This window comes from Catellatospora sp. TT07R-123, assembly GCF_018327705.1.
Lineage (GTDB): Bacteria > Actinomycetota > Actinomycetes > Mycobacteriales > Micromonosporaceae > Catellatospora.
Genome location: NZ_BNEM01000002.1, coordinates 1,645,877 through 1,665,207 on the forward strand (window position 1 = coordinate 1,645,877; position 19,331 = coordinate 1,665,207).

At 72.7% G+C, this 19,331-nt stretch carries 21 protein-coding genes; 9 read left to right on the top strand and 12 right to left on the bottom strand.

Translation table 11 applies throughout. The features are described 5' to 3' along the window. Positions 1-3 precede the first annotated feature (3 nt). From Cs7R123_RS27375 to Cs7R123_RS27385, 3 genes are read right to left on the bottom strand one after another with little or no spacing between them, the layout of a single operon-like run. On the bottom strand, positions 4-852 hold the full coding sequence (locus Cs7R123_RS27375) for a carbohydrate ABC transporter permease (RefSeq protein WP_244872179.1): 849 nt from the start codon (positions 850-852) through the stop codon (positions 4-6). Continuing rightward, positions 849-1,892 (bottom strand): carbohydrate ABC transporter permease, encoded by a 1,044-nt coding sequence (locus Cs7R123_RS27380; protein ID WP_212830576.1) that lies wholly within the window; start codon positions 1,890-1,892, stop codon positions 849-851. Before Cs7R123_RS27380 ends, Cs7R123_RS27375 begins: the two co-directional genes overlap by 4 nt. 1 nt (position 1,893) lies before the next feature. Further along, a complete protein-coding gene (locus Cs7R123_RS27385) occupies positions 1,894-3,120 on the bottom strand; it encodes an extracellular solute-binding protein (RefSeq protein WP_244872180.1) in 1,227 nt (408 codons plus the stop codon). Positions 3,121-3,221: 101 nt separating this feature from the next. Here Cs7R123_RS27385 and Cs7R123_RS27390 point away from each other — a divergent pair, with 101 nt between their 5' ends. Continuing rightward, positions 3,222-3,578, top strand: coding sequence for a nuclear transport factor 2 family protein (locus Cs7R123_RS27390; protein WP_212830577.1), 357 nt, complete (start codon positions 3,222-3,224; stop codon positions 3,576-3,578). A gap of 13 nt (positions 3,579-3,591) precedes the next feature. On the opposite strand, the gene Cs7R123_RS27395 is transcribed toward Cs7R123_RS27390, so the two are convergent. Then, positions 3,592-4,983 (bottom strand): helix-turn-helix transcriptional regulator, encoded by a 1,392-nt coding sequence (locus Cs7R123_RS27395; protein ID WP_212830578.1) that lies wholly within the window; start codon positions 4,981-4,983, stop codon positions 3,592-3,594. Between the two features lie 89 nt (positions 4,984-5,072). Between Cs7R123_RS27395 and Cs7R123_RS27400 the strand changes: the two genes are divergently transcribed. Continuing rightward, positions 5,073-5,663 carry a hypothetical protein gene (locus Cs7R123_RS27400; RefSeq protein WP_212830579.1) on the top strand — a complete coding sequence of 197 codons (591 nt, stop codon included), beginning with the start codon at positions 5,073-5,075 and terminating at the stop codon, positions 5,661-5,663. A gap of 157 nt (positions 5,664-5,820) precedes the next feature. Then, positions 5,821-6,780: an adenosine deaminase gene (gene add / locus Cs7R123_RS27405; RefSeq protein ID WP_244872181.1), complete on the top strand. Its 960-nt coding sequence runs from the start codon at positions 5,821-5,823 to the stop codon at positions 6,778-6,780. A 4-nt stretch (positions 6,781-6,784) separates the two neighbouring features. On the opposite strand, the gene Cs7R123_RS27410 is transcribed toward add, so the two are convergent. Next, entirely contained in the window at positions 6,785-6,940 is a 156-nt protein-coding gene (locus Cs7R123_RS27410; protein ID WP_212830580.1) for a hypothetical protein, read from the bottom strand. Positions 6,941-7,038: 98 nt separating this feature from the next. Then, entirely contained in the window at positions 7,039-7,455 is a 417-nt protein-coding gene (locus tag Cs7R123_RS27415; protein ID WP_212830581.1) for a MarR family winged helix-turn-helix transcriptional regulator, read from the bottom strand. Between the two features lie 159 nt (positions 7,456-7,614). Between Cs7R123_RS27415 and Cs7R123_RS27420 the strand changes: the two genes are divergently transcribed. Continuing rightward, positions 7,615-9,333, top strand: a complete 1,719-nt coding sequence (locus Cs7R123_RS27420; RefSeq protein WP_244872469.1) for an ABC transporter ATP-binding protein — start codon at positions 7,615-7,617, stop codon at positions 9,331-9,333. 3 nt (positions 9,334-9,336) lie between these two features. On the opposite strand, the gene Cs7R123_RS27425 is transcribed toward Cs7R123_RS27420, so the two are convergent. Genes Cs7R123_RS27425 through Cs7R123_RS27435 form a run of 3 tightly spaced genes read right to left on the bottom strand, consistent with a single transcriptional unit; the run spans position 9,337 to position 12,985 of the window. Continuing rightward, entirely contained in the window at positions 9,337-10,317 is a 981-nt protein-coding gene (locus Cs7R123_RS27425) for a DUF2804 domain-containing protein (protein WP_212830583.1), read from the bottom strand. Further along, entirely contained in the window at positions 10,314-11,594 is a 1,281-nt protein-coding gene (locus Cs7R123_RS27430) for an MFS transporter (protein WP_212830584.1), read from the bottom strand. Before Cs7R123_RS27430 ends, Cs7R123_RS27425 begins: the two co-directional genes overlap by 4 nt. Next, positions 11,594-12,985, bottom strand: coding sequence for an FAD-dependent oxidoreductase (locus Cs7R123_RS27435; protein ID WP_212830585.1), 1,392 nt, complete (start codon positions 12,983-12,985; stop codon positions 11,594-11,596). The genes Cs7R123_RS27430 and Cs7R123_RS27435 overlap by 1 nt, the downstream gene beginning before the upstream one ends. 152 nt (positions 12,986-13,137) lie before the next feature. On the opposite strand from Cs7R123_RS27435, the gene Cs7R123_RS27440 reads away from it, so the two are divergent. The 4 genes from Cs7R123_RS27440 (at position 13,138) to Cs7R123_RS27455 (ending at position 15,120) form a co-directional block, all read left to right on the top strand. Beyond that, positions 13,138-13,494: a helix-turn-helix transcriptional regulator gene (locus Cs7R123_RS27440; protein WP_212830586.1), complete on the top strand. Its 357-nt coding sequence runs from the start codon at positions 13,138-13,140 to the stop codon at positions 13,492-13,494. Positions 13,495-13,610: 116 nt separating this feature from the next. Continuing rightward, a complete protein-coding gene (locus Cs7R123_RS27445; protein ID WP_244872182.1) occupies positions 13,611-13,892 on the top strand; it encodes a helix-turn-helix transcriptional regulator in 282 nt (93 codons plus the stop codon). Further along, positions 13,892-14,629 carry an MIP/aquaporin family protein gene (locus tag Cs7R123_RS27450; RefSeq protein WP_212830588.1) on the top strand — a complete coding sequence of 246 codons (738 nt, stop codon included), beginning with the start codon at positions 13,892-13,894 and terminating at the stop codon, positions 14,627-14,629. The genes Cs7R123_RS27445 and Cs7R123_RS27450 overlap by 1 nt, the downstream gene beginning before the upstream one ends. A gap of 71 nt (positions 14,630-14,700) precedes the next feature. After that, a complete protein-coding gene (locus tag Cs7R123_RS27455) occupies positions 14,701-15,120 on the top strand; it encodes an arsenate reductase ArsC (protein ID WP_212830589.1) in 420 nt (139 codons plus the stop codon). Here Cs7R123_RS27455 and Cs7R123_RS40860 read toward each other — a convergent pair. The 3 genes from Cs7R123_RS40860 to Cs7R123_RS27470 all read right to left on the bottom strand — a co-directional run bounded on the left by Cs7R123_RS40860 (position 15,104) and on the right by Cs7R123_RS27470 (position 18,405). Continuing rightward, positions 15,104-17,065, bottom strand: a complete 1,962-nt coding sequence (locus Cs7R123_RS40860; RefSeq protein WP_212830590.1) for an FAD-dependent oxidoreductase — start codon at positions 17,063-17,065, stop codon at positions 15,104-15,106. The genes Cs7R123_RS27455 and Cs7R123_RS40860 overlap by 17 nt on opposite strands. A 58-nt stretch (positions 17,066-17,123) precedes the next feature. Next, positions 17,124-17,747: a hypothetical protein gene (locus tag Cs7R123_RS27465; RefSeq protein WP_212830591.1), complete on the bottom strand. Its 624-nt coding sequence runs from the start codon at positions 17,745-17,747 to the stop codon at positions 17,124-17,126. Between the two features lie 94 nt (positions 17,748-17,841). Further along, the gene (locus Cs7R123_RS27470) at positions 17,842-18,405 is read right to left on the bottom strand and encodes a Hint domain-containing protein (RefSeq protein WP_212830592.1); all 564 of its coding nucleotides are present in this window, start codon (positions 18,403-18,405) and stop codon (positions 17,842-17,844) included. Between the two features lie 192 nt (positions 18,406-18,597). On the opposite strand from Cs7R123_RS27470, the gene Cs7R123_RS27475 reads away from it, so the two are divergent. Then, complete coding sequence (locus tag Cs7R123_RS27475; protein WP_212830593.1) at positions 18,598-19,323, top strand: ester cyclase; 726 nt, start codon at positions 18,598-18,600, stop codon at positions 19,321-19,323. The last annotated feature ends 8 nt before the right edge of the window (positions 19,324-19,331 follow it).

Genomic DNA, 19,331 nt, shown 5'->3' on the forward strand with positions numbered 1-19,331 from the left:
GATTCACTCCTTGCTGGCGCCCTCGGCCGCGCCGCGGACGAAGTAGCGCTGCAACGCGAAGAAGATGACCGCCACCGGGATGGTGGCCAGCAGGGCGGCACCGAGCTTGAGCGGATACTGCGTGCCCGCGCCGAGCGAGCCGGTGACCAGGTTCGCCACGCCCCGGGGCAGCGTGTACAGCCGGGGCTCCTGCACCGCCACCAGGGTGTGCGGGAACTCGTTCCAGGAACTCTGGAACGACAGGATCGTCAGCGTGATCAGGGCGGGCCGGGCCATCGGCAGCACGACCGACCAGAAGACGCGGAACGTGCCCGCCCCGTCGATGCGGGCGGCCTCCTCGATGCTCGCCGGCACGGACCGGAAGAACTGCCGCATGATGAACACCCCGGCCGCGTCGGCGAGCACCGGCAGCACCAGCGCGGCGTACGTGTCGTAGATGCCGAGCCCGGTGAGCACCAGGAACTTCGGGATCAGCAACACGACGCCGGGCACCGCCATCACCGCGACGATCAGCGCGCCGACCGCGCCGCGGCCGCGGAAGTCCAGCCGGGCCAGGGCATACCCGGCCAGGGAGTCCAGGAACACCCGGCCCGCGGTGACCAGCAGGGTGACCAGCACCGAGTTGGCCAGCCAGAGCGGGAATTCGGTGCTGTCGAAGATCTGGGCGAACGCCGCGGTGGTGAACGGGTGCGGGATCGGCGACAGCGGGTGGGCGGCGGCGTCCGGTTCGGTCTTGAACGAGTTGGCCGCCTGGATGACGAACGGATACACGAAGACCAGCGAGAAGAAGCCCAGCACGAGGTAGCTGAGCACGGTGCCGGCGATCGCGCGCGGGCTGCGGGCGCGGCTCACGGCTCGTCCCGGTCGCGCATGATCCAGTGCTGGACCAGCGTCATCACCACGATGATCAGGAAGAGGACGAACGAGATGGCGGCGCCTGAGCCGTACTCGAAGTCGCGGAAGGCGGTGCGGTAGGACAGGAACGCCGGGGTCAGCGTGGTGCCCGCCGGGTTGCCCTGGCTCATCACGTAGATCTGGTCGAAGACCTGCCAGGTGCCGATCAGTCCCAGCGTGACCACCAGGAACGTGGCCGGTCTCAGCATCGGCAGGGTCACGTGCACCAGCCGCTGCCAGGCGTTCGCGCCGTCGACCAGGCTCGCCTCCTCGACCTGGACCGGGATGTCCTGCAGCGCGGCGATGTAGATCAGCATGAAGGTGCCGCTGGTGGTCCAGACGGCGAGCGCGATGATGGTGGCCATCGCGACGCTGGGCCCGGACAGCCACTCCCACCAGGACAGCCCGAACGGGCCCGACGAGGTGAGCGCCTGCGGCGGGTGCGCCGGGTCGACCAGGCCGAGGCCGCCCAGGGCCAGGTGCAGCAGCCCGCGCGGGTCGGTGAACCAGGCCGGGCCGTTGATCCCGAGGTACGCCAGCAGCGCGTTCACCGCGCCGGAGTTGGCGAACAGGAACAGGAACACCACGCTGATCGCCACGGAGCTGGTGACCGACGGGAAGTAGAAGGCGGTCCGGAAGAACGACCTGCCGCGCAGCCCGCGCCGGTTGACCACCAGCGCCAGGGCCAGGGCCAGGGCGGTCTGGGCCGGCACCGCGAAGGCCACGTAGTACAGGTTGTTGCGGATGCTGACCATGAAGGTCTCGCGGGCCAGCCCTTCCTGCGTGAACAGGTCGGTGTAGTTGGACAGGCCGACGAACGGCACCCCGGACGCGAACGGGCTGCCCTGCCCGTTCCAGCCGGTCAGGCTCACCCACAGCGCCATGCCGATGGGAAGCACCAGGAACAGGCCCAGGATGGCCAGGACCGGCGCGGTGAACAGCCAGCCCGCCGCGGCCTCGTTGCCCCTGGTGCCGCTGCGGCGGCGTGCGGCGCGCATGTCAGCCCGGGAGTACGGCGGTGAGGTTGCGCTGGAGGCGGGCCAGGATCACGGCGGGGTCGGCCGCGGCGAGATCCTGGAGCCGACTGTCGAAGTCGGCCAGCACGCGGCTGAGCCTGGGCGCGTTGACCGGGCCGCGGGCGTGGTCGGCCCCGGCCAGGAACGCGGCGTCGGCCGGGAACCGCCGCAGGTAGCGGTCGCGGGCGCTGCGCAGCGAGGGCATCACGCCGTACGCGTCGGCGAAGGCGAGCTGCTGGTCGGCGGCGGTCATCGCCTCGACGAACGAGACCGCCTGGGCCTGGAACGGGCTGCGGGCGGCGACACCCCAGCACGTGGTCGACAGCAGGGTGCCCGGACCGGCGGGCCCGGCGGGCAGCTCGTGCACGGAGTACGCGACGCCGGGATAGTCCTTGGCCAGGGCGCCCTTGATCCAGTTGCCCTCGACGGTCATCACGGCGGTGCCGCGGCCGAAGGCCTCGCCCGCCCAGCCCGCGTCGACCTGCTTGGGGTAGGCGGCCAGCCCGGACCGCAGCAGGTCCTGCACGTACCGCAGCGCCCGCAGGTTCTGCGGGCTGTCCGCGATGGCCTGCCTGCCGTCGGGGCTGACCAGCCAGCCGCCGGACTGCACCATGAACGCGCCGATGCGGTCGAAGGTGTCGCCGAGCACCAGCGGAGCGAGCCCCGCCGCGCGCAGCCGGACGGCGGCCGCGCGCAGGCCGTCCCAGTCCCGCGGCACGTCGGCGGCGGTCAGCCCGGCCTGCCGCCACAGCCCGTCGTTGATCTCCAGAGCCAGGGTCGCGAAGTCCTTCGGCGCGCAGTAGAACCTGCCGTCGCGGGTGAAGGCGGCGCGCAGGCTGTCGTAGAAGTCGGCCGCCTGCGGCAGGTGCTCGGCGTACGGCTCCAGCGCGCCGATGCTGGCGTAATCGGCGAAGCGGGCGGCGTCGACGTAGAACACGTCCGGCGGCGAGCCCCCCGCGAACGCCTGGCCGAGCTGCTGCTGCAGGTCCTGCGCGGGAATCACGGTGGCCGTGTTGCCGGTGGCCGCGGCCCAGGCCGCCGCGGCGTCGGTGACCGCCTTCGTCTCGGCCGAGCCGGACGAGCCGATGAGGATCCGCAGCCGCGCCGGGCCGGACTGCTGCGCGACGGGGCCGCTGCCGTGGTCGCCGCAGGCCGCGAGCGCGAACAGCGCCCCGCAGGCCGCGACCAGCAGAGCCGCGCGCAGTTTCACCGGTATCAAGACGGTTGCACACCTCCGCTGTTGATATAGCACGTTTGATGTACGCGGCACGGGCGACTCGGGCACGCCGAGCCGGCTGGCATGATCCGGCCATGGACCAGCAGACGGCCTCGGCGTTCGCCGAGCGGTGGATCGCCCTGTGGAACTCACGTGATCTCGAAGGTGTGCTCGAACTCTTCGCCGACGACGCTGTCTTCAGCTCGCCGACCGCCGCGCGGCTGGGCCACGGCGCCGGCGGCGTCGTGCGGGGCAAGGAAGCCCTGCGCGCCTACTGGTCCGACGCGCTGAGCCACAACCCCGAGCTGCACTTCGACCTTCTCGGCGTCTACGTCGGCACCACCGCGCTCGTGATCAACTTCCGCCGCCAGACCGGCGTGCGGGCCAACGAGGTGCTCGTCTTCGACGGCCCCCTGATCGTCGAAGGGCACGCGACGCACGTCACCACGTAGCCGCCCGCGGAGGTCAGCCCAGCGGATGGAGCTGTTTGGCCAGTTCGGTGCGGTTGCGTACGCCCAGCTTGCGGTAGATGTTGCCGAGGTGGAACTCGATCGTCTTCACCGACACGTACAGCCGCTGCGCCGTCTCGCGGTTGCTCAGCCCGTCGGCGACGGCGACCGCCACCCGCACCTCGGCACCGGTGAGGTTGGGCTCGCCCCCGGCCGGGGCCAGCGCGGCCCGGGGCGCCGGCTGCGATCCGCCGCCGGTCACCGCCGCCAGATCTGCGGCGACCAGGTGCAGCATGCCGCCCGCCCCGATCGCGGCGTACCCGGTGCACGCCGCCTCCAGCAGCCGGATCGCGTCCGCCCGGCGGCCGGTGGCGGCCCGGCGCCGGGCCAGCAGCCACGCCATCCGCGCCCGGGGCAGCCGCTCGGCGGGCCGTACCAGGAAAGTCAGCGCCTCCTCGAACGCGTCAGCGGTCGCCGGGTCGTCCGGGTCCTCGATCCACCGGCGCCACGCGGCCATCGCCGGGCTGCCCGGCCAGCCCGGCGGCGGCTGCGGCACCCCGGCCAGCAGCGCGCGGGCCCCACCCGGATCACCGCGCTCCAGCCGGTACGTCGCCAGCTCCCACCGGTATTCGAACAGCAGCCCCGAATCGGTGCCGATGCCGCTGTCCACCATGTACTCCAGCAGCGCCGCCCACGCCTCGGTGTCGCCGCGCGCGAAATGCAGCGCCGCCGCACCCTCGGTCACCTGCGCGGCGACCCACGGCGCACCGTTGCGGGCCGACAGCTCCCGCGCCCGCGCCAGATGCTCCGCCGAGGCCGCCAGGTCGCCCCGCAGCGCCTCGCATTTGATCAGCCACGAGGTGACCTCGGCCTCGATGTCGACGCGCCCCGCCGCGAGCGCGAGCTGCCGCGCCTCCAGCATCTCGGCCTGGCCCCGGATCAGGTTGCCCGCCCACGCGTCGCCCAGCCCGATCATCGCGACGAGCCGGGCCCGGCGCGCGGGCTCCAGGTCGAGCCGGTCGACGTGCGCGGCGAACCGGGGCCGGGCCTCGTGCGGCCGGATCAGCGTCAGGGTCGCCAGCAGCGCGCACTCCAGATACAGCGCGTCGCCGTCGAGACCGTGCGCGCCGAACCGGTCCAGTGCCGATTCCAGCAGCTCGACGCCCTCAGGCTGCCCCGTGCGCACGGCGACCACACCGGACAGGGTCCGGGCCAGGAACTCCACCCGGGGCGAATCCGAGGAGCGCGCCACCTGGGTCATCGCATCGAGCAGCGGCAGCAGCGCCTGGCCCGCGACGGTACGCGAAAGGGCCAGGAACGCCTCGAACACCAGGCGGGCGGCCTCGTCCGGGTCCGCCGCCGCCTCGGCCAGGACCAGCAGCTGCTCGGCCGCCACCTCCGGGAACACGAGGCGAGCGTAGAGCTAGGGATTTCCCGGGTCCACCCGAGTGTGCACATCGCGATACTGCGTTCATACCGAGCCGGAAAGGTCGCATCATGTTGCTCCGTACCCGGGCCGGGCTGCTGCTCGCGGCCGTCTGCGCCGTCGCGCTCGCCGGCTGCGACGACAAGACGGGCGGCACGGCCGCCCCTGGGCCCAGTCTCAGCGCCACCTCCGCCGCGTCCGCGCCGGCACCGTCCAAGAAGGATCTTCCTGTCGACGGCAAGTGCGTGCTCATCACCAACGATGAGGCCAACGCGCTGCTGAAGGCGACGGCGAAGGGCAGCTCGGCCAGCCACACCAGCGACGGGCAGATCAAGCACATCGACGGGTGTACGTACATCTCGCCCGCGGGCAACGTCGGTTACGACATCAACGACATCAGCGGCGTGCCCGGCGGTGCTGCCACGTTCATCCAGCAGGCGAAGGCCGCGATGGCCGGGCGGCCGGGGCCGAAGCCGTTCGCGGTCGACGGGGGCGACGACTCGGTCGCGTTCACGTTCGACCTCGGGTCCAAGGTGATGGCCCGGGTCGAGGTCGCCAAGGGCAGCTATACCGTCGGCACCAACGCGGTCGCGGCGAACGAGGCCGACGCCAGGCGCATCGCCGTAGCCGCCCTGAACCTCCTCCTCCCCGCCCTGTCCTGACCCGGCCCGCCCGCCCGGCCCTGGCCATGTTGCCGGGCAATCGGGCGTATCTTGCGCGCCCATACCCCCGATTGCCCGGCAACTTGCGTGGCGGCCGGCCGGTACACCCGGCGGCGGGGCGCGATTCGGCGGGGGCGCGGCCGGTAGCGTGGCGGGTGTGCGTGAGCTGAGGACGTTGCCGAAGGCGAATCTGCATCTGCATCTGACCGGGTCGATGCGGCCGGCGACGCTGGCGGAGCTCGCGGCGCGGGCCGGGCTGCCGGTGCCGGACGCGATCCCCGCCGGGGCGCAGGGGTGGGACGCGTTCCAGTCGCGGTACGACCTGGCGCGGGCCGTGCTGCGTACCGCCGATGACATCGCCCGGGTGGTCGCCGAGGCGGCCGAGGACGACGCGGCCTGCGGAGCCGGGTGGACCGAGCTCCAGGTCGACCCGTCGTCCTACGCCGAGCGGCTGGGCGGCTACGAGGCGGTCGTGGAGACGGTGCTGGCGGCGGCCGGTGACCGGGTCGGCATCATCCTGGCGTCGAGCTGGGCTGCCGCACCGGAGCAGGCGCTGCGGACGGCCGGGCTGGCGGCGCGGTACGCCGGGCACGGGGTCGTCGGGTTCGGGCTGTCCAACGATGAGCGGCGCGGCCGGGTCGAGGACTTCGTGCCCGCGTTCCGGGTGGCGGCCGGGGCGGGGCTGATCGCGGTGCCCCACGGCGGGTTCTACGAGGGAGCATGGCACGTGCGCGCGTGCGTCGAGCTGCTGGGCGCGGCCCGGGTCGGGCACGGGCTGACCGCGCACGCCGACCCGGCCACGGTGGAACTGCTGGCCGAACGGGGTGTCGCGCTGGAGATCTGCCCGACGTCGTACCCGCCGCTGGGGGTCGCGGAGGTCGCCGGGCTGCCGGTGCGGGCGCTGCTGGCGGCGGGGGTGCCGGTGGCGCTGGGCACCGACGATCCGCTGCTGTTCGGCGCCGACCTGGCCGGGCAGTACGCCCTGGCCCGCGACCACCTCGCGCTCGATGACGACGAGATGGCGGCACTGGCCCGGCATTCGGTGCTCGCCTCCGCCGCCGCGCCGCAGCGCAGGCGGCAGCTGCTCGACGGGATCGACGCCTGGCTCACTCACTGACGGCTCAGGGTCCGAAGTCCCGGGTGCCGTAGGCCGTCAGGTCGATGACATGCGAGACCTTCCGCACGGCCTGGCCCGTGTACTCGGTGAGGGTGAACCGGGTGCCGTCGCCGTGCCGGTCGACGACGACGGTGAACGTGCTCTCGTCCTCGAAGCGCAACTCGAAGACCGGGTCGAGGTCGCAGAGGAACAGGAACCCGTCGCTGCTCTATCCGCTCCACGGGCACATTGTCGGGCAAGGACGCCCGCGGCAGGGGGTCAGGCGGAGAGCTGTTGGAGGATGCGGGTCAGGTGGTCGCGGTCGGCGGGGCTGAGGGTGCTGAAGAACCGGTCGGCTTCGGCCCGGCGGGCGGCTCCGATGGCGGCGACGACCTCGCGTCCGGTCTCGGTCAGCGCCGCGAGGGTGGCGCGGCGGTCGGCGGGATCGGGCCGCCGCTCGACCAGGCCCCGTGATTCCAGGTCGTCGACGACCTCCGTCACGGACCGGGGTGCGATGCGCAGCTGCTCGGCCAGCTCGTTGAGGCGCAGCACCGGCTCCTTGCCGAGCACGCCCAGCGCCCGCGCCTGGGACGGGGTGACCTGCCAGGGCGCGAGGGCGTCCTTGGTCAGGTGGCGCAATTGGCGCGCAACGCCCCAGAACGCCTCAGACAGGCCGGGCTCGTCGTGATCCTGCACGGGAATACCGTACCAGGGCTTGCTGTTGGAACCTCATGTTGAGGTAACCTCAGCATGTCCGAGTCAAGGAGAAGCCCTTTGGAACGCCCGTCTTTCGAACGCGGCCGCCGCGGCGGACCGCCCACCGTCACCGCCGAGGAGAAGGCCCAGGCCCGCGCGGTGTCCCTGCGCCGTATCGGCGGCCTGTTCACCGCCCACCGCGGGCAGCTCGCCGTCGTCACCGCGATCATCGTGGCCTCGTCCGTGATCGCCATGGCCTCGCCGTTCCTGCTGCGCGAGACCATCGACACCGCGCTCCCCCACAACGACCTCACCCTGCTGGCATGGCTCGTGCTCGGCATGGTCGCCGTGGCCGCGCTGACGTCGGCGCTCGGCGTCGTGCAGACGTGGATCTCGACCGCCGTCGGACAGCAGATCATGCACCGGCTGCGCACCGACGTCTTCGCCCACCTGCACCGGCAGTCGATCGCCTTCTTCACCCGCACCCGCACCGGTGAGGTGCAGTCGCGCATCACCAACGACATCGGCGGCATGCAGGCGGTGGTGACCTCCACCGCGACCTCGATCGCCTCGAACCTCACCACCACCGTCGCCACCGCCCTGGCCATGGTCGCCCTGTCCTGGCGGCTGTCGCTGGTGTCGCTGCTGGTGCTGCCCCCGGCGATCTACCTGACCCGCCGGGTGGCCCGTATGCGCCAGGCCATCACCGCCCAGCGCCAGCGCGAGCTGGCCGACCTCAACGTCACCATCGACGAGGGCCTGTCCATCAGCGGCGTACAGCTGAGCAAGACGATGGGCACCGGCGCCGCGCTGGTCGACCGGTTCACCGCCTCGTCGGAGCGCCTGATCGACCTGGAGCTGCGCTCGGAGCTGGCCGGACGCTGGCGGATGGCCTCGATGAGCATCATCTTCGCCGCCATCCCGGCCCTGATCTACCTCGGCGCCGGGCTGCCCGGCACCGCGGGCACGCTGAGCATCGGCACGCTGGTCGCGTTCACCGCGTTGCAGGCCAACCTGTTCCGGCCGCTGATGGGCCTGCTCAACGTCGGCGTGTCGCTGACCAGCTCGCTGGCCCTGTTCGCACGGATCTTCGAGTACCTCGACCTGCCGGTGGAGGTCGCCGACCCGCCGCACCCGGTCCGGGTGGACCCGGCCGAGATCCAGGGCCACCTGCGCCTGGAGGACGTGACCTACGCGTACGCCGGCAGCGGCACCGCCGCGGTCGCGGGCGTCAGCCTCAACGTCCCGGCAGGCACCTCGCTGGCCCTGGTCGGCGAGACCGGTTCGGGCAAGAGCACCCTCGCGGCGCTGATCGCCCGCCTGCACGACCCGGACGCGGGCCGGATCACCGTCGACGGCGTCGACCTGCGCGACATGCGCCTGGCCGACCTGGCCGCGATCGTCGGCGTGGTCAGCCAGGAGACGTACCTGCTGCACACCACGATCCGGGAGAACCTGCGCTACGCCCGGCCGTCGGCCACCGACGCCGAGCTGGAGCAGGCCGCCCGCGCCGCGCAGATCCACGACCTGATCGCCGCGCTGCCCGACGGGTACGACACCGTCGTCGGCTCGCGCGGGCACCGGTTCTCCGGCGGCGAGAAGCAGCGCATCGCGATCGCCCGCACCCTGCTGCGCGACCCGCGCATCCTGGTGCTGGACGAGGCGACCAGCGCGCTGGACACCGAGACCGAGCGCGCCGTGCAGCGGGCCCTGGACGAGCTGTCCCGCGGGCGTACGACGATCACGATCGCGCACCGCATGTCCACGGTCCGCGACGCCGACCAGATCGCCGTGGTCGACCACGGCCGGATTCTCGAAACCGGCTCGCACGACCGCCTGCTGGAGGTCGGCGGCCGTTACGCGGCGCTGGCCTCGTAGCGGCTACCAGCGGTTGCGGGCCTCCTCGGCCCAGCCGACCAGCCCGTCCAGGCTGACCCGGACACCGTCGTCGGTCGTGGCCCAGCCGGTGAAACCACCGAAGCACTGGTGGGTCTCACCGGCCACGACGCCGAGGTTGGTCCGGGCGACCCGGTCGTGGAACGGGTGGAACGACGCCCCGACCCGTTCCCCGGTGATCTGCCAGGGGCGCAGCCAGTCCGAGCGGTCGTAGGTCCAGCGCAGCTCATCGCCGATCTTGTGCAGGCGGCCGTCGACGAACAGCGCGTTCTCGGTGACCCCGGTGCCGTCGGTCCACTTGCCGCCGAGCTGGATCGCCCGGCCCGGCGCCGCCCCGGCCGCCCAGTTCCAGGTCATCGCGTACGGCCACTTGCCGCGGCCGTGGTCGAGCACCGCGAACGCGTCCGGCCCGCCGATCTCGTGCGTCCGCCCGTGCAGCTCCAGCGTCCCGTGGACCGGGCGGCCGACGTCCTTGACCGTGTACTGGAACCGATTGCCGCTCCACGGCACCACGACGCCGAGCGACTCGTGCCCCTCGGGCAGCGGCACCTCGACCGCCAGCCGCACCCCGGGGCCGGTCGCCCGGATCGCGGTGCCGTCGGGGCGCTGCGAGATGGCGATCTCCAGGCCGCCGCCGCGCACCGACACCTCGCCCTCGCCGCTGCGCGGCGGCAGCACCGCACCCCGGGCCAGCGGCACGACCGCGTCCACCCTGGTCTCCGTACCGCTGGCGCGGTCCAGCACGTAGACGCCGTGCACCCCGGCGTAATCCAGCGACGACGCGACCAGGCCGACGATGTGCGCGGGCGTGACGATGCCCCAGTACTCCCAGCGCTTGGCCCGGCCCCAGCCGCGCAGGTTCGCGGTGTGCAGCGGGCGGCGGGTCCAGCCGACAGCCGCCGGGTTGAGCCGCCCGTCGGGCAGGCACAGGTCGACGGGGCTGGTCAGCTCGGGCTCACGCGTCATCGGGGGAGGATAGCGCCACCACCTGCGAGTCGATCACCGCCTGGCGCGACCGGACCTACGCCGTGCCGGAACGAGCGGCGGGCCCACGCGATGGCGGCCGCCGCGATCAGGCACAGCACCGCGACGGCGGGCATGAGCGTGTTCGCGACGGCTGCGGCGGCCAGCGGAGCGGCGGCTTTGGCGATGGTGGTGGGGACGGTGAGGGTGCCGGAGATGGCGCCGTACGCGGTGGTGCCGTAGCGGTCGACGAGGATCGCGGGCCGGGCGATGGTGCCGACGCCGAACCCGAGCCCGAACAGGGCCACACACACCACCGCACCGGCGATACTGCCACTGACCAGGGGCAACGCCGCAGCTGCGGCTGCTTGCAGGCCGAACACGGCGGCGGTGGTCGTGGTGATGTGCCGGCGGCGGGTGATGGCGGTGGTGGCGATGCGGCCGGTGACCGACAGGGCGCCGAGCATGCCGGCGATGGTGGCGGCGGTCGTGGCCGGGTGGCCCGCGTCGATGAGGTATCCGACGAGGTGGACGCTGACGGCCGAGGTGGCGGTGCCGTGGGCGACGAACGCGACGGCCAGCAGCCAGAATCCGGTGTCGCGCAGCACCGACGGGTGGTGCGGCGCGGCGGGGGTCTGTTCGGTCGCGGCTCGGCGGGCCGGTGGCCCGGTTTTCGGCACGGCCAGGGCATGGCCGGTGATGGTGGTGGCGGCGTGGAGTCCGGCGAGGATGAGCAGGGCGGTGCGCCAGCCGAGGGTGTGGGTGAGCCAGCCGGTGGTGGGGATGAAGATGGTCGAGGCGAACCCGCCGACGACCGTGATGGTGAGCACCGCGCTGGAGCGCCGTACGGGGCCGAGCTGGTGGACGACGACGGTGAACGCCGCTTCGTAGAGGCTGGCCGCGGCGGCCAGGCCGATGAGGACGTAGGCGGTGTACACGTGCCAGACGGCGGTCGCCTGCGACAGCACGACGACGGCGAGCGCGCCGACGGCGGCGCTGGCGGTCATGATGCCGCGGGCCGGGCGCTGGTCGAGGTAGCGGCCGACGGGTATCGCGGCGGCGGCGGCGACCAGGACGCAGACGGTGTAGGCGCCGGTGATGACAGCGGTGCTGGTGTGCAGGTCGGCCGCGATCGGGTGCACGACCACGGAGAACGTGTAGAACAGCACCCCGTAGCCGACGGTCGCGGTGACGGCGAGGGCCGCGATCAGACGGCGGCCGGATGCGGCGGTGCCGCCGTCCCGGGTGGGGGCGGCGGCACGGCCGGTGGTGGTGGTCATCAGCTGCCGCAGCAGCTGCCGGATGCGGCCGGGGCGGTCGGCTGGAGCACGGGCAGCGTCAGCAGTCCGCCGGCGATGCCGGTGGCGAGTCCGCGCGCGGGTTCGGACTGCGGGGCCGGGGTGCCGCAGCAGGCGGCCGCGTCGTCGGCGCCCAGTGCCGCCGAGGACGAGCAGACCCCGGTCTCGGGCAGTTCGAGCTGGACGTCGCGGGCCGCCGCCCAGTCCCCGGCGAGGGCGGCGACGACGGAGCGGGCCTGTTCGTAGCCGGTGGCCATGAGGAACGTGGGGGCGCGGCCGTACGACTTGGCGCCGATGGCGTAGTAGCCGGGTTCGGGGTGGGTGAGCTCGTCGACGCCGTGGGGCGGGACGGTGCCGCAGGAGTGCTGGTTCGGGTCGATGAGCGGCGCCAGGGTGCGGGTGGAGCCGAGGATCGGGTCGAGGTCCAGGCGCAGTTCGGCGGTGATGGTGTGGTCGGGCCGGAAACCGGTGGCCGACACGATCCGGTCCGCGGTGACCACGGCACCGCTGCGTGCCGTGACGGTGACCTGGCCGCTGTCGGTGGTGATCGAACGGACCGTGAACCCGGGGTGCAGGGTGATGGTGCCCGCGTCGACCAGGTCGCGCACGCGGGTGCCGAGGGCGCCGCGGGCGGGCAGGGCGTCGGCCTCGCCGCCGCCGTAGGTGCGGGCGGCGTCGCCGGTGCGGATCGCCCAGCTGATCTGCGTGCCGGGTGCCTCGGCGGCGAGCTGGGCCAGGGCGAGCAGGGTGTTGGCGGCGGAATGCCCGGCGCCGACGACCAGGGTGTGCCTGCCGGCGAAGCGGTCGCGGTGGCGGCCGAGGACGTCGGGCAGTGCGGTGTCGATGAGCGCCGCGGCGTCGGTCTCGCCGTGGGCGGGCAGCCCGGAGCCGCCCAGGACGTTGGGGGTCGGCCAGGTCCCGGACGCGTCGATCACCGCGCGGGCGGTCAGCTCCTCGCCCGTGGCGAGGCGGATCAGGAACGGGGCCTGGTCGCGGCCGGTGGAGCGGATGCGGTCGAGGCCGTCGCGGCTGACCGCCGTGACCTTCGCCTGGTAGCGGACGCGGTCGGCCAGGGCGGGCAGCTTGGCCAGCGGGGCCAGGTAGTCGGCAACCAGCTGCGCGCCGGTGGGCAGGCCGGCCTCGTCCGGGGCGGTCCAGCCGTCGGCTTCGAGCAGGCGGCGGGCGGCGGAGTCGATGTCGAAGCGCCACGGGCTGAACACCCGCACGTGTCCCCAGTCGGCCACGGCCGCGGCGGGGCCGTCGCCGGCTTCCAGGACGACGAAGTCCAGTCCGCGTTCGGCCAGGTGCGCTGCGGCGGCCAGGCCGACCGGACCTGCGCCGATCACCGCGATCGGCAGGTTGTCGATGCTCATCGCGTCTCAGGCTCCTTGTTTAGACGTTTCTCTAAGTGACTTGCTTAGAGTGCTACCTACTTAGAAGTCTGTCAACTCAAGCAGCTGGGTCGTGGTGGTGACACCCGCCTACCGGCGTTGCCGCCTGCTTCGAAATCTGTCAACCTAGGTCCATGTCGAAGCAGCTGACCGTGCTGGACACCGAGACCTGCTGCGCCCCGATCGCCACCGCGACGGTGGCCGCCGAGGCCGCCGCCGACCTCGCCACGGCGTTCAAGGCCCTCGGCGACCCGGTCCGCCTGCAACTGCTGTCGATGATCGCCTCCGCCGACGGCGGAGAAGCATGCGTCTGCGACCTGACCCCCGCCTTCGACCTGACCGGCCCGACCATCTCCCATCACCTGAAGGTGCTGCGCGAAGCCGGTCTGGTCGAGTCCGACCGCCGAGGCACGTGGGTGTGGTATCGCGCCAACCGGCCCAAGCTGGCCGCCCTCTCGGCACTGCTCGGCACCCCGGCACCCGTCGCCTGATCGGCGAACCCGCCGCAGGTCACCGAAAGTTCATGATCGACGAATTGACAGGCCGGCCTGGCGCGCCGTTTCATAACCCTGTGGTGATATCAGTTTCTGGTGATACTTTGGCGGAGGTGCTGCGGCTGCTGGCCGACCCGGCCCGCGCCGCGATCGTCGAAGCCCTGGCCGCAGGCCCCGCCTGCACCTGCCACCTCGTCGAAGACCTCGGCCTGACGCAGCCGAACGTGTCCAACCACCTGCGCGCCCTGCGCCACGCGGGCGTGGTCAAGGCCGAACCCCACGGCCGCTACACCTACTACCACCTCAACGCCGACGCCCTCGACGCCGCAGCGGCCCACCTCGCCGGACTCGCAGCCCGCGCCCGCGCCACCGCCGACAACCGCCGGGAATGCTGATGACCCCCGCCCTGCCGCGCCGCCTGCTCGCCGAACTCCTCGGCACCATGCTCCTGGTGACCGCCGTCGTCGGCTCCGGGATCACGGCCACCGACCTGTCACCCGACGACGTCGGCCTCCAGCTGCTGGAGAACTCGACCGCCACCGTCTTCGCCCTGGCGGTCCTGATCCTCATCCTCGGGCCGGTCTCCGGCGCGCACTTCAACCCCGTGGTGACCGTCGCCGCCTGGTGGACCGGGCGCCGCGAACCCGGTGCGCTGAGCGGCGCCGACGCCGCCGCCTACGTCGCGGCCCAGACCGTCGGCGCGATCACCGGGTCGGTGCTGGCCAACGCCATGTTCGGTATCGCCCAGGGTCTGTCGGGCAGGGACCGGGGCGAGGCGCACCTGTGGCTCGGCGAGACCGTCGCCACCGCCGGGTTGCTGCTGCTGATCTTCGCGCTGGTCCGCACCGGCCGCAGCGCACTGGCCGCTCCGGCGGTCGGCGCCTACATCGGTGCGGCTTACTGGTTCACCAGCTCCACCAGCTTCGCCAACCCCGCCGTCACCATCGGCCGCGCCTTCACCGACACCTTCGCCGGCATCGCCCCCTCCTCGATACCCGGCTTCGTCGCCGCGCAGCTGGCCGGAGCGCTGATCGGGATCGGGCTGCTCGCGGCGCTGTATCCGCGCGCGGCCTCGGCCCCCGCAGCCCAGCCTGCCGACACCCGGGCCGATCCTGCGTCGGTCGGCGCCTGACCCGGCACCGGCACGGCGACGACAGCACCGACGTCCACACCTCGACCGAGCGCCCGATCAGGAGACAGACGATGCCCGACACCAGACCCAGCGTGCTGTTCGTGTGCGTGCACAACGCGGGCCGCTCCCAGATGGCCGCGGGCTGGCTGCGCCACCTCGCCGGCGACACCGTCGAAGTCCGCTCCGCCGGCTCCGCCCCCGCCGATCGGATCAACCCCGTCGCGGTGGCCGCCATGGCCGAGGTCGGCATCGACATCACCGGCCAGACCCCGAAGATCCTCACCTACGAGGACGCCGAAGCCTCCACCGCCGTGATCACCATGGGCTGCGGCGACGTCTGCCCCCACTTCCCCGGCCAGCGCCACGAGGACTGGAAACTCGACGACCCCGCCGGGCAGGGCATCGAGGCCGTACGCCCCATTCGCGACGAGATCCGCGACCGCGTCCAGGCCCTCCTCGGCGACCTGCTCGGCCCTAAGGCGAGCGCGTGAGTCCGCCGTCCCTGGCAGGACGAACCGGTCGCGGGAGGACGGCGCCGGGGACCGGGGCGGCCGCCAGGGCGGTCTCCAGCCGCTCCCATCGGGTGACCAGGTCGCCCAGCATCAGCATCAGCACGTCGGGGAAGGCGTAGAGGAACGTCTGGTAGCGGTATTGGTCCAGGTGGTAGAGCCGGACCCCGGTGACGGCGGTGACGCTGGTGGTGCGGGCGCCGAAGAACAGGTCGTGCGCGCCGAGCACCGCGCCCCGGCCCAGCACCGCCCGCTCGTAGACGCCGCCGAAGTCGACCTCGACCTGCCCGTCCGCGATCAGGAACAGGCCGTTGGCGGTGTCGTCCTCCCGGCACACCGCCTCACCCGGAACGTAGGCGAGCTCGTCGAACATCGAGGCCAGGGTGTCGAGTTCGCCGTCGGCCAGCGGTGCGAACAGGCGCACGCCGTACGGGTCGGCGCCCTCGCGCAGGCAGGCGCCCCGGACGGCCAGGTCGGGTTCGGGCAGGTGGCGCAGGCGCATCCGCGCGAACCGCTTCATCCGGTCGACGTCGCGACGGCGGCGGCGGGTGTCCCCGGCGTTCGGGGCGGTGTAGAGCGTGGTGTCGCCGCTGATCCGCGCGGCTTCGCGCAGCCCGGACTCGTACGCGCTGTGCACGCACCCCCAGTGGTGGCTGTTGGTGGCCTCGCCCGCGAAGTACAGCCGGCCGCCGACCGGTTCGGCGAGCACGTCGAGGTCGGCCGGGGTGGCGTCGACCCCGATGCAGCTGTAGGAGCCGCGCGCGTACGGGTCGCCGGACCAGGCCGTACGCGACACGTGTGCGGGCGCGGGCGCCTGCGGGCCGAAGATGTCGCGCACGACGGTGGTGGCGTAGGCGGCGGCCTCGGCGTCGGTCCAGGTCTCCAGGTCGCGGCCCAGTGCGGCGCCCAGCAGCATGACCAGGATCGGTTTGCCGTGCGAGCGCCACATGCTGATGACGACGGTGGGGTGGCGGTCGGTGGGGCGGCACAGGTAGCCGAAGACGTACTGCTCGGTGGGCCAGAACGGCTCGTCGTAGTGCAGGGCGATCTTGTTGAGGGCGCCGAAGCCCAGCCGGGTGACCGCGGACCGCTTCGCCTCGGGCAGCGGCGGGTCGAAGGTCACGCTGCCGTGTTTGAGTACGCCGAGGGGCAGGGTGATCAGGGCTTTGTCGGCTTCGTACACCCCGCTGCCGGTGACCACCCGCACCGGGCCGCCCACCTGGGCCACGACCTGGGTCACGACGTGGTCCAGCCGGATGTCCAGGCCGTCGGCCAGGGCGTCCACCACGGACTGGTAGCCGTGGTGCAGGACGCTGTCGCCGTGGCCGTACACGACGTAGCCGTCCTCCCAGTGCTTGAGCGACAGCCGCTCGGCGTCCTCGGCCGCGTCCTCGCGCAGGATGACGTTGAGGTGGTAGCGGACGGCCTGCTCGTCCTCGGTGCTGAAGCGGCGGGCGGCCAGGATCTGGGTGAGGGCGTCGGCGAGCGCGCTGTCGGGGTGGCCGAGCCGCCGCGCGGTCTCGGCGCGCTGTTCGAGCTCGTGCAGGACGCTGTCGGCCAGTTCGAGGGTGCGGTTCTTCTCCGCCTGACCGACGGGTCGGCCGTCGGCGCCGAACAGGTCGAGGTTGTCGAAGCCGCCGGTGTACGAGCTGTCGCCGCCGACGTAACTGTGCGGGATCTCCAGGCGCTCGACTAGTTCGGTGATGGGGTTGCCGTCGGTGCCGTGGATCCAGTGGGCGCCGAGGTCGACGCCGTGCGCGTCGGTCCAGATGCGGCCGCCGATCCGGTCGCGGGCCTCCAGGACGGTGACGTGGTGGCCGCGTTCGCGCAGCGCCCGCGCGGCGGCCAGCCCCGCGATCCCGGCCCCGATCACCAGCACACTGGCGCGGCCCGCCACTTCATCAGCCTGCCCGGTTTCACGACTCATGTCCGAATTCTGGCCCAGTCGAGGCGCCCGCCCAAGGCCGTCGGCCGGGCATCACCCGTCAGGGCAGGCGGACATCGCCGTCGGCGAGCTGCTCCAGGTCGGCGAGCTGCTGATCCAGTTCCGCCTGCACGCTGGGGTGGGCCAGCTCCCACGCGTAGGGCGTGACCTCGGGCGGGCGGCGGCGCGGCCACATCAGGTCGCTGGCGGCGTGCAAGGCGGCGGTGTCGAAACCGCGCCAGCCCGCCCAAGCCGCGAACTCCTGCGAGCCGTGCAGGTAGCACTCGGCGGTGTAGCAGGCGGCCATCACCCGGTTGGCGTCGCGGTCGGTGGGGTCGTCGTACGGCCGGTCGGTGAAGTCCGGGCTCAGGTAGAACCGGCCCAGGCCCTGGGCCACCCGGGCGGTGGCGTCGGCTTTCCCGGCCAGGCCCTGCTCCACCGCGTCGAGCACGGGCCGCCAGAAGAGCACGTCCGGATGGTCCTGCTCGGGCTGGGCCGCGTCGGCGAACAGGCGCCGGGCCACGGCGGCGGCGAAGGACGTGCGGCACGGCCGGTCCAGATGCTCCAGCATGCGCCGGGCGGTGGCGCGCACGTCCACGAAGTATTTGAGCCCGAGCTCGTCGAGCTCGGCGCGGGCAGCCTCGGCACGGGCCACATCGTGTGCCGGTGAACGGTTTCCAGGCACGACACCACAGTACTCCCGCCGACCGTCCGGACACGCCTTCCGGGCGAAGCGGCCCGCGCCCGAGCCGACCGTGCTAGGGCGCGGGGCCGGGCGCCTATTCGTGGACCGTCACCTGCCGTCCGGCGACCTGGACGGTGAAGGTCTGCGGGCCGGTGACGTCCAGGTTGTAGACGGTGGTGAACCGGGTGGTGGCCCGCAGACCCGCGACGCGCAGTCGGCCGTCGCCGCCGAGCAGGTCGCCGACGGCCAGTTCGGCGGCGGTGTACCAGCCGCCGTGGCCGGCGACCCAGAACCGGTGGTTCGCGGTCGCGGTCAGCGATCCGGCAGCGAAGGTGATCTCGATGAGGTTCTTGCTGCCGGTGCCGACGATGGTCGCCACGACCGTCTGGGCGGTCGTCGCGCCGGTGGCCGGGTCGGTGGCCGCGACCTGGTCACCGGGCCGGACGTCGGCGATGCGCCTGGTCGACCCGTCGGCCATCAGCACCAGCGTGTCGGCGGTGAAGCTGTTGGTCGGCCCGCCGGGGCAGTCGCCGGGGTCGCAGCGCACCGCGAGCGTGCTGCCGCCGGTGGCGACGTGGGTGGGCATTGCTGCGATGACCAGCGCCGCGCAGGCCAGCAGCGCGCCGGCGGCGATGCGGCGCAGCCGTGTGGAGGACATGGTGAGTGGTGCTCCGTTCAAGCGTCGAGTCGACGGACCAGCCGGACGGTGGATCCGGCTCCAGGTTCACGCCTCGCGCTTAATACCGACTTGCGGTGCACTTGGTACGTCGGCAGGGGCCGGGGGCGGCCTACGCTGGAGGGAGGTCGCGTGTCGGCCTTGGGCGCGGCCCTTTTCCGTAGGAGGCACGCCATGCCGTTCGTGCAGATCATCGATTGCCGGACCGAGCGCCCCGACGACCTCAACCGGCTCATGGACACCTGGGTCGAGCAGACCGTCGGCAGGCGGACGGCCACCCACACCCTGATCGGGCGGGACCGCGACAACGCGGACCACTACCTGGAGATAGTCGAGTTCCCCTCGTACGAGGAGGCGATGCGCAACTCGGCACTGCCCGAGACCGAGCGGATCTTCAACGAGATCACCGCGCTGTGCGGGCAGCCGCCGACCTTCACCAACCTCGACGTCATCCGCGACGAGCAGCTGAACAAGATGAACGCCCGCGTCTTCTTCGACCAGATCGTCTCCGAGGGCAGGCTCGACCTCATCCCGCAGCTGTTCGCACCCGGCTACACCGGCCACGACCCGGCCGACGAGGGCAGTTCCGGCGGCGGGGGCGAGACCGTCGGCCTCGACGCCCTGCGCGCACAGGTCGAGGGCTACCGGCGCGGATTCGACTGCCGGTTCACCGTCGAGAACCAGATCGCCGAGGGCGACGAGGTCGCCACGCGGTGGCGCTGGGCGGGCATCCACCACGGCGAGTTCCGGGGCGTGGCCGCCACCGGCCGCGAATGCACCATGACCGGGATGGCCGTCTTCCGGTTCGAGGACGGAAAAGTCAGCGAAGCATGGTGGAACTGGGACAACATGACCCTGTACCGCCAGCTCGGCCTGATCCCGGACGAAACGTCGCGGTGACGGGTCCC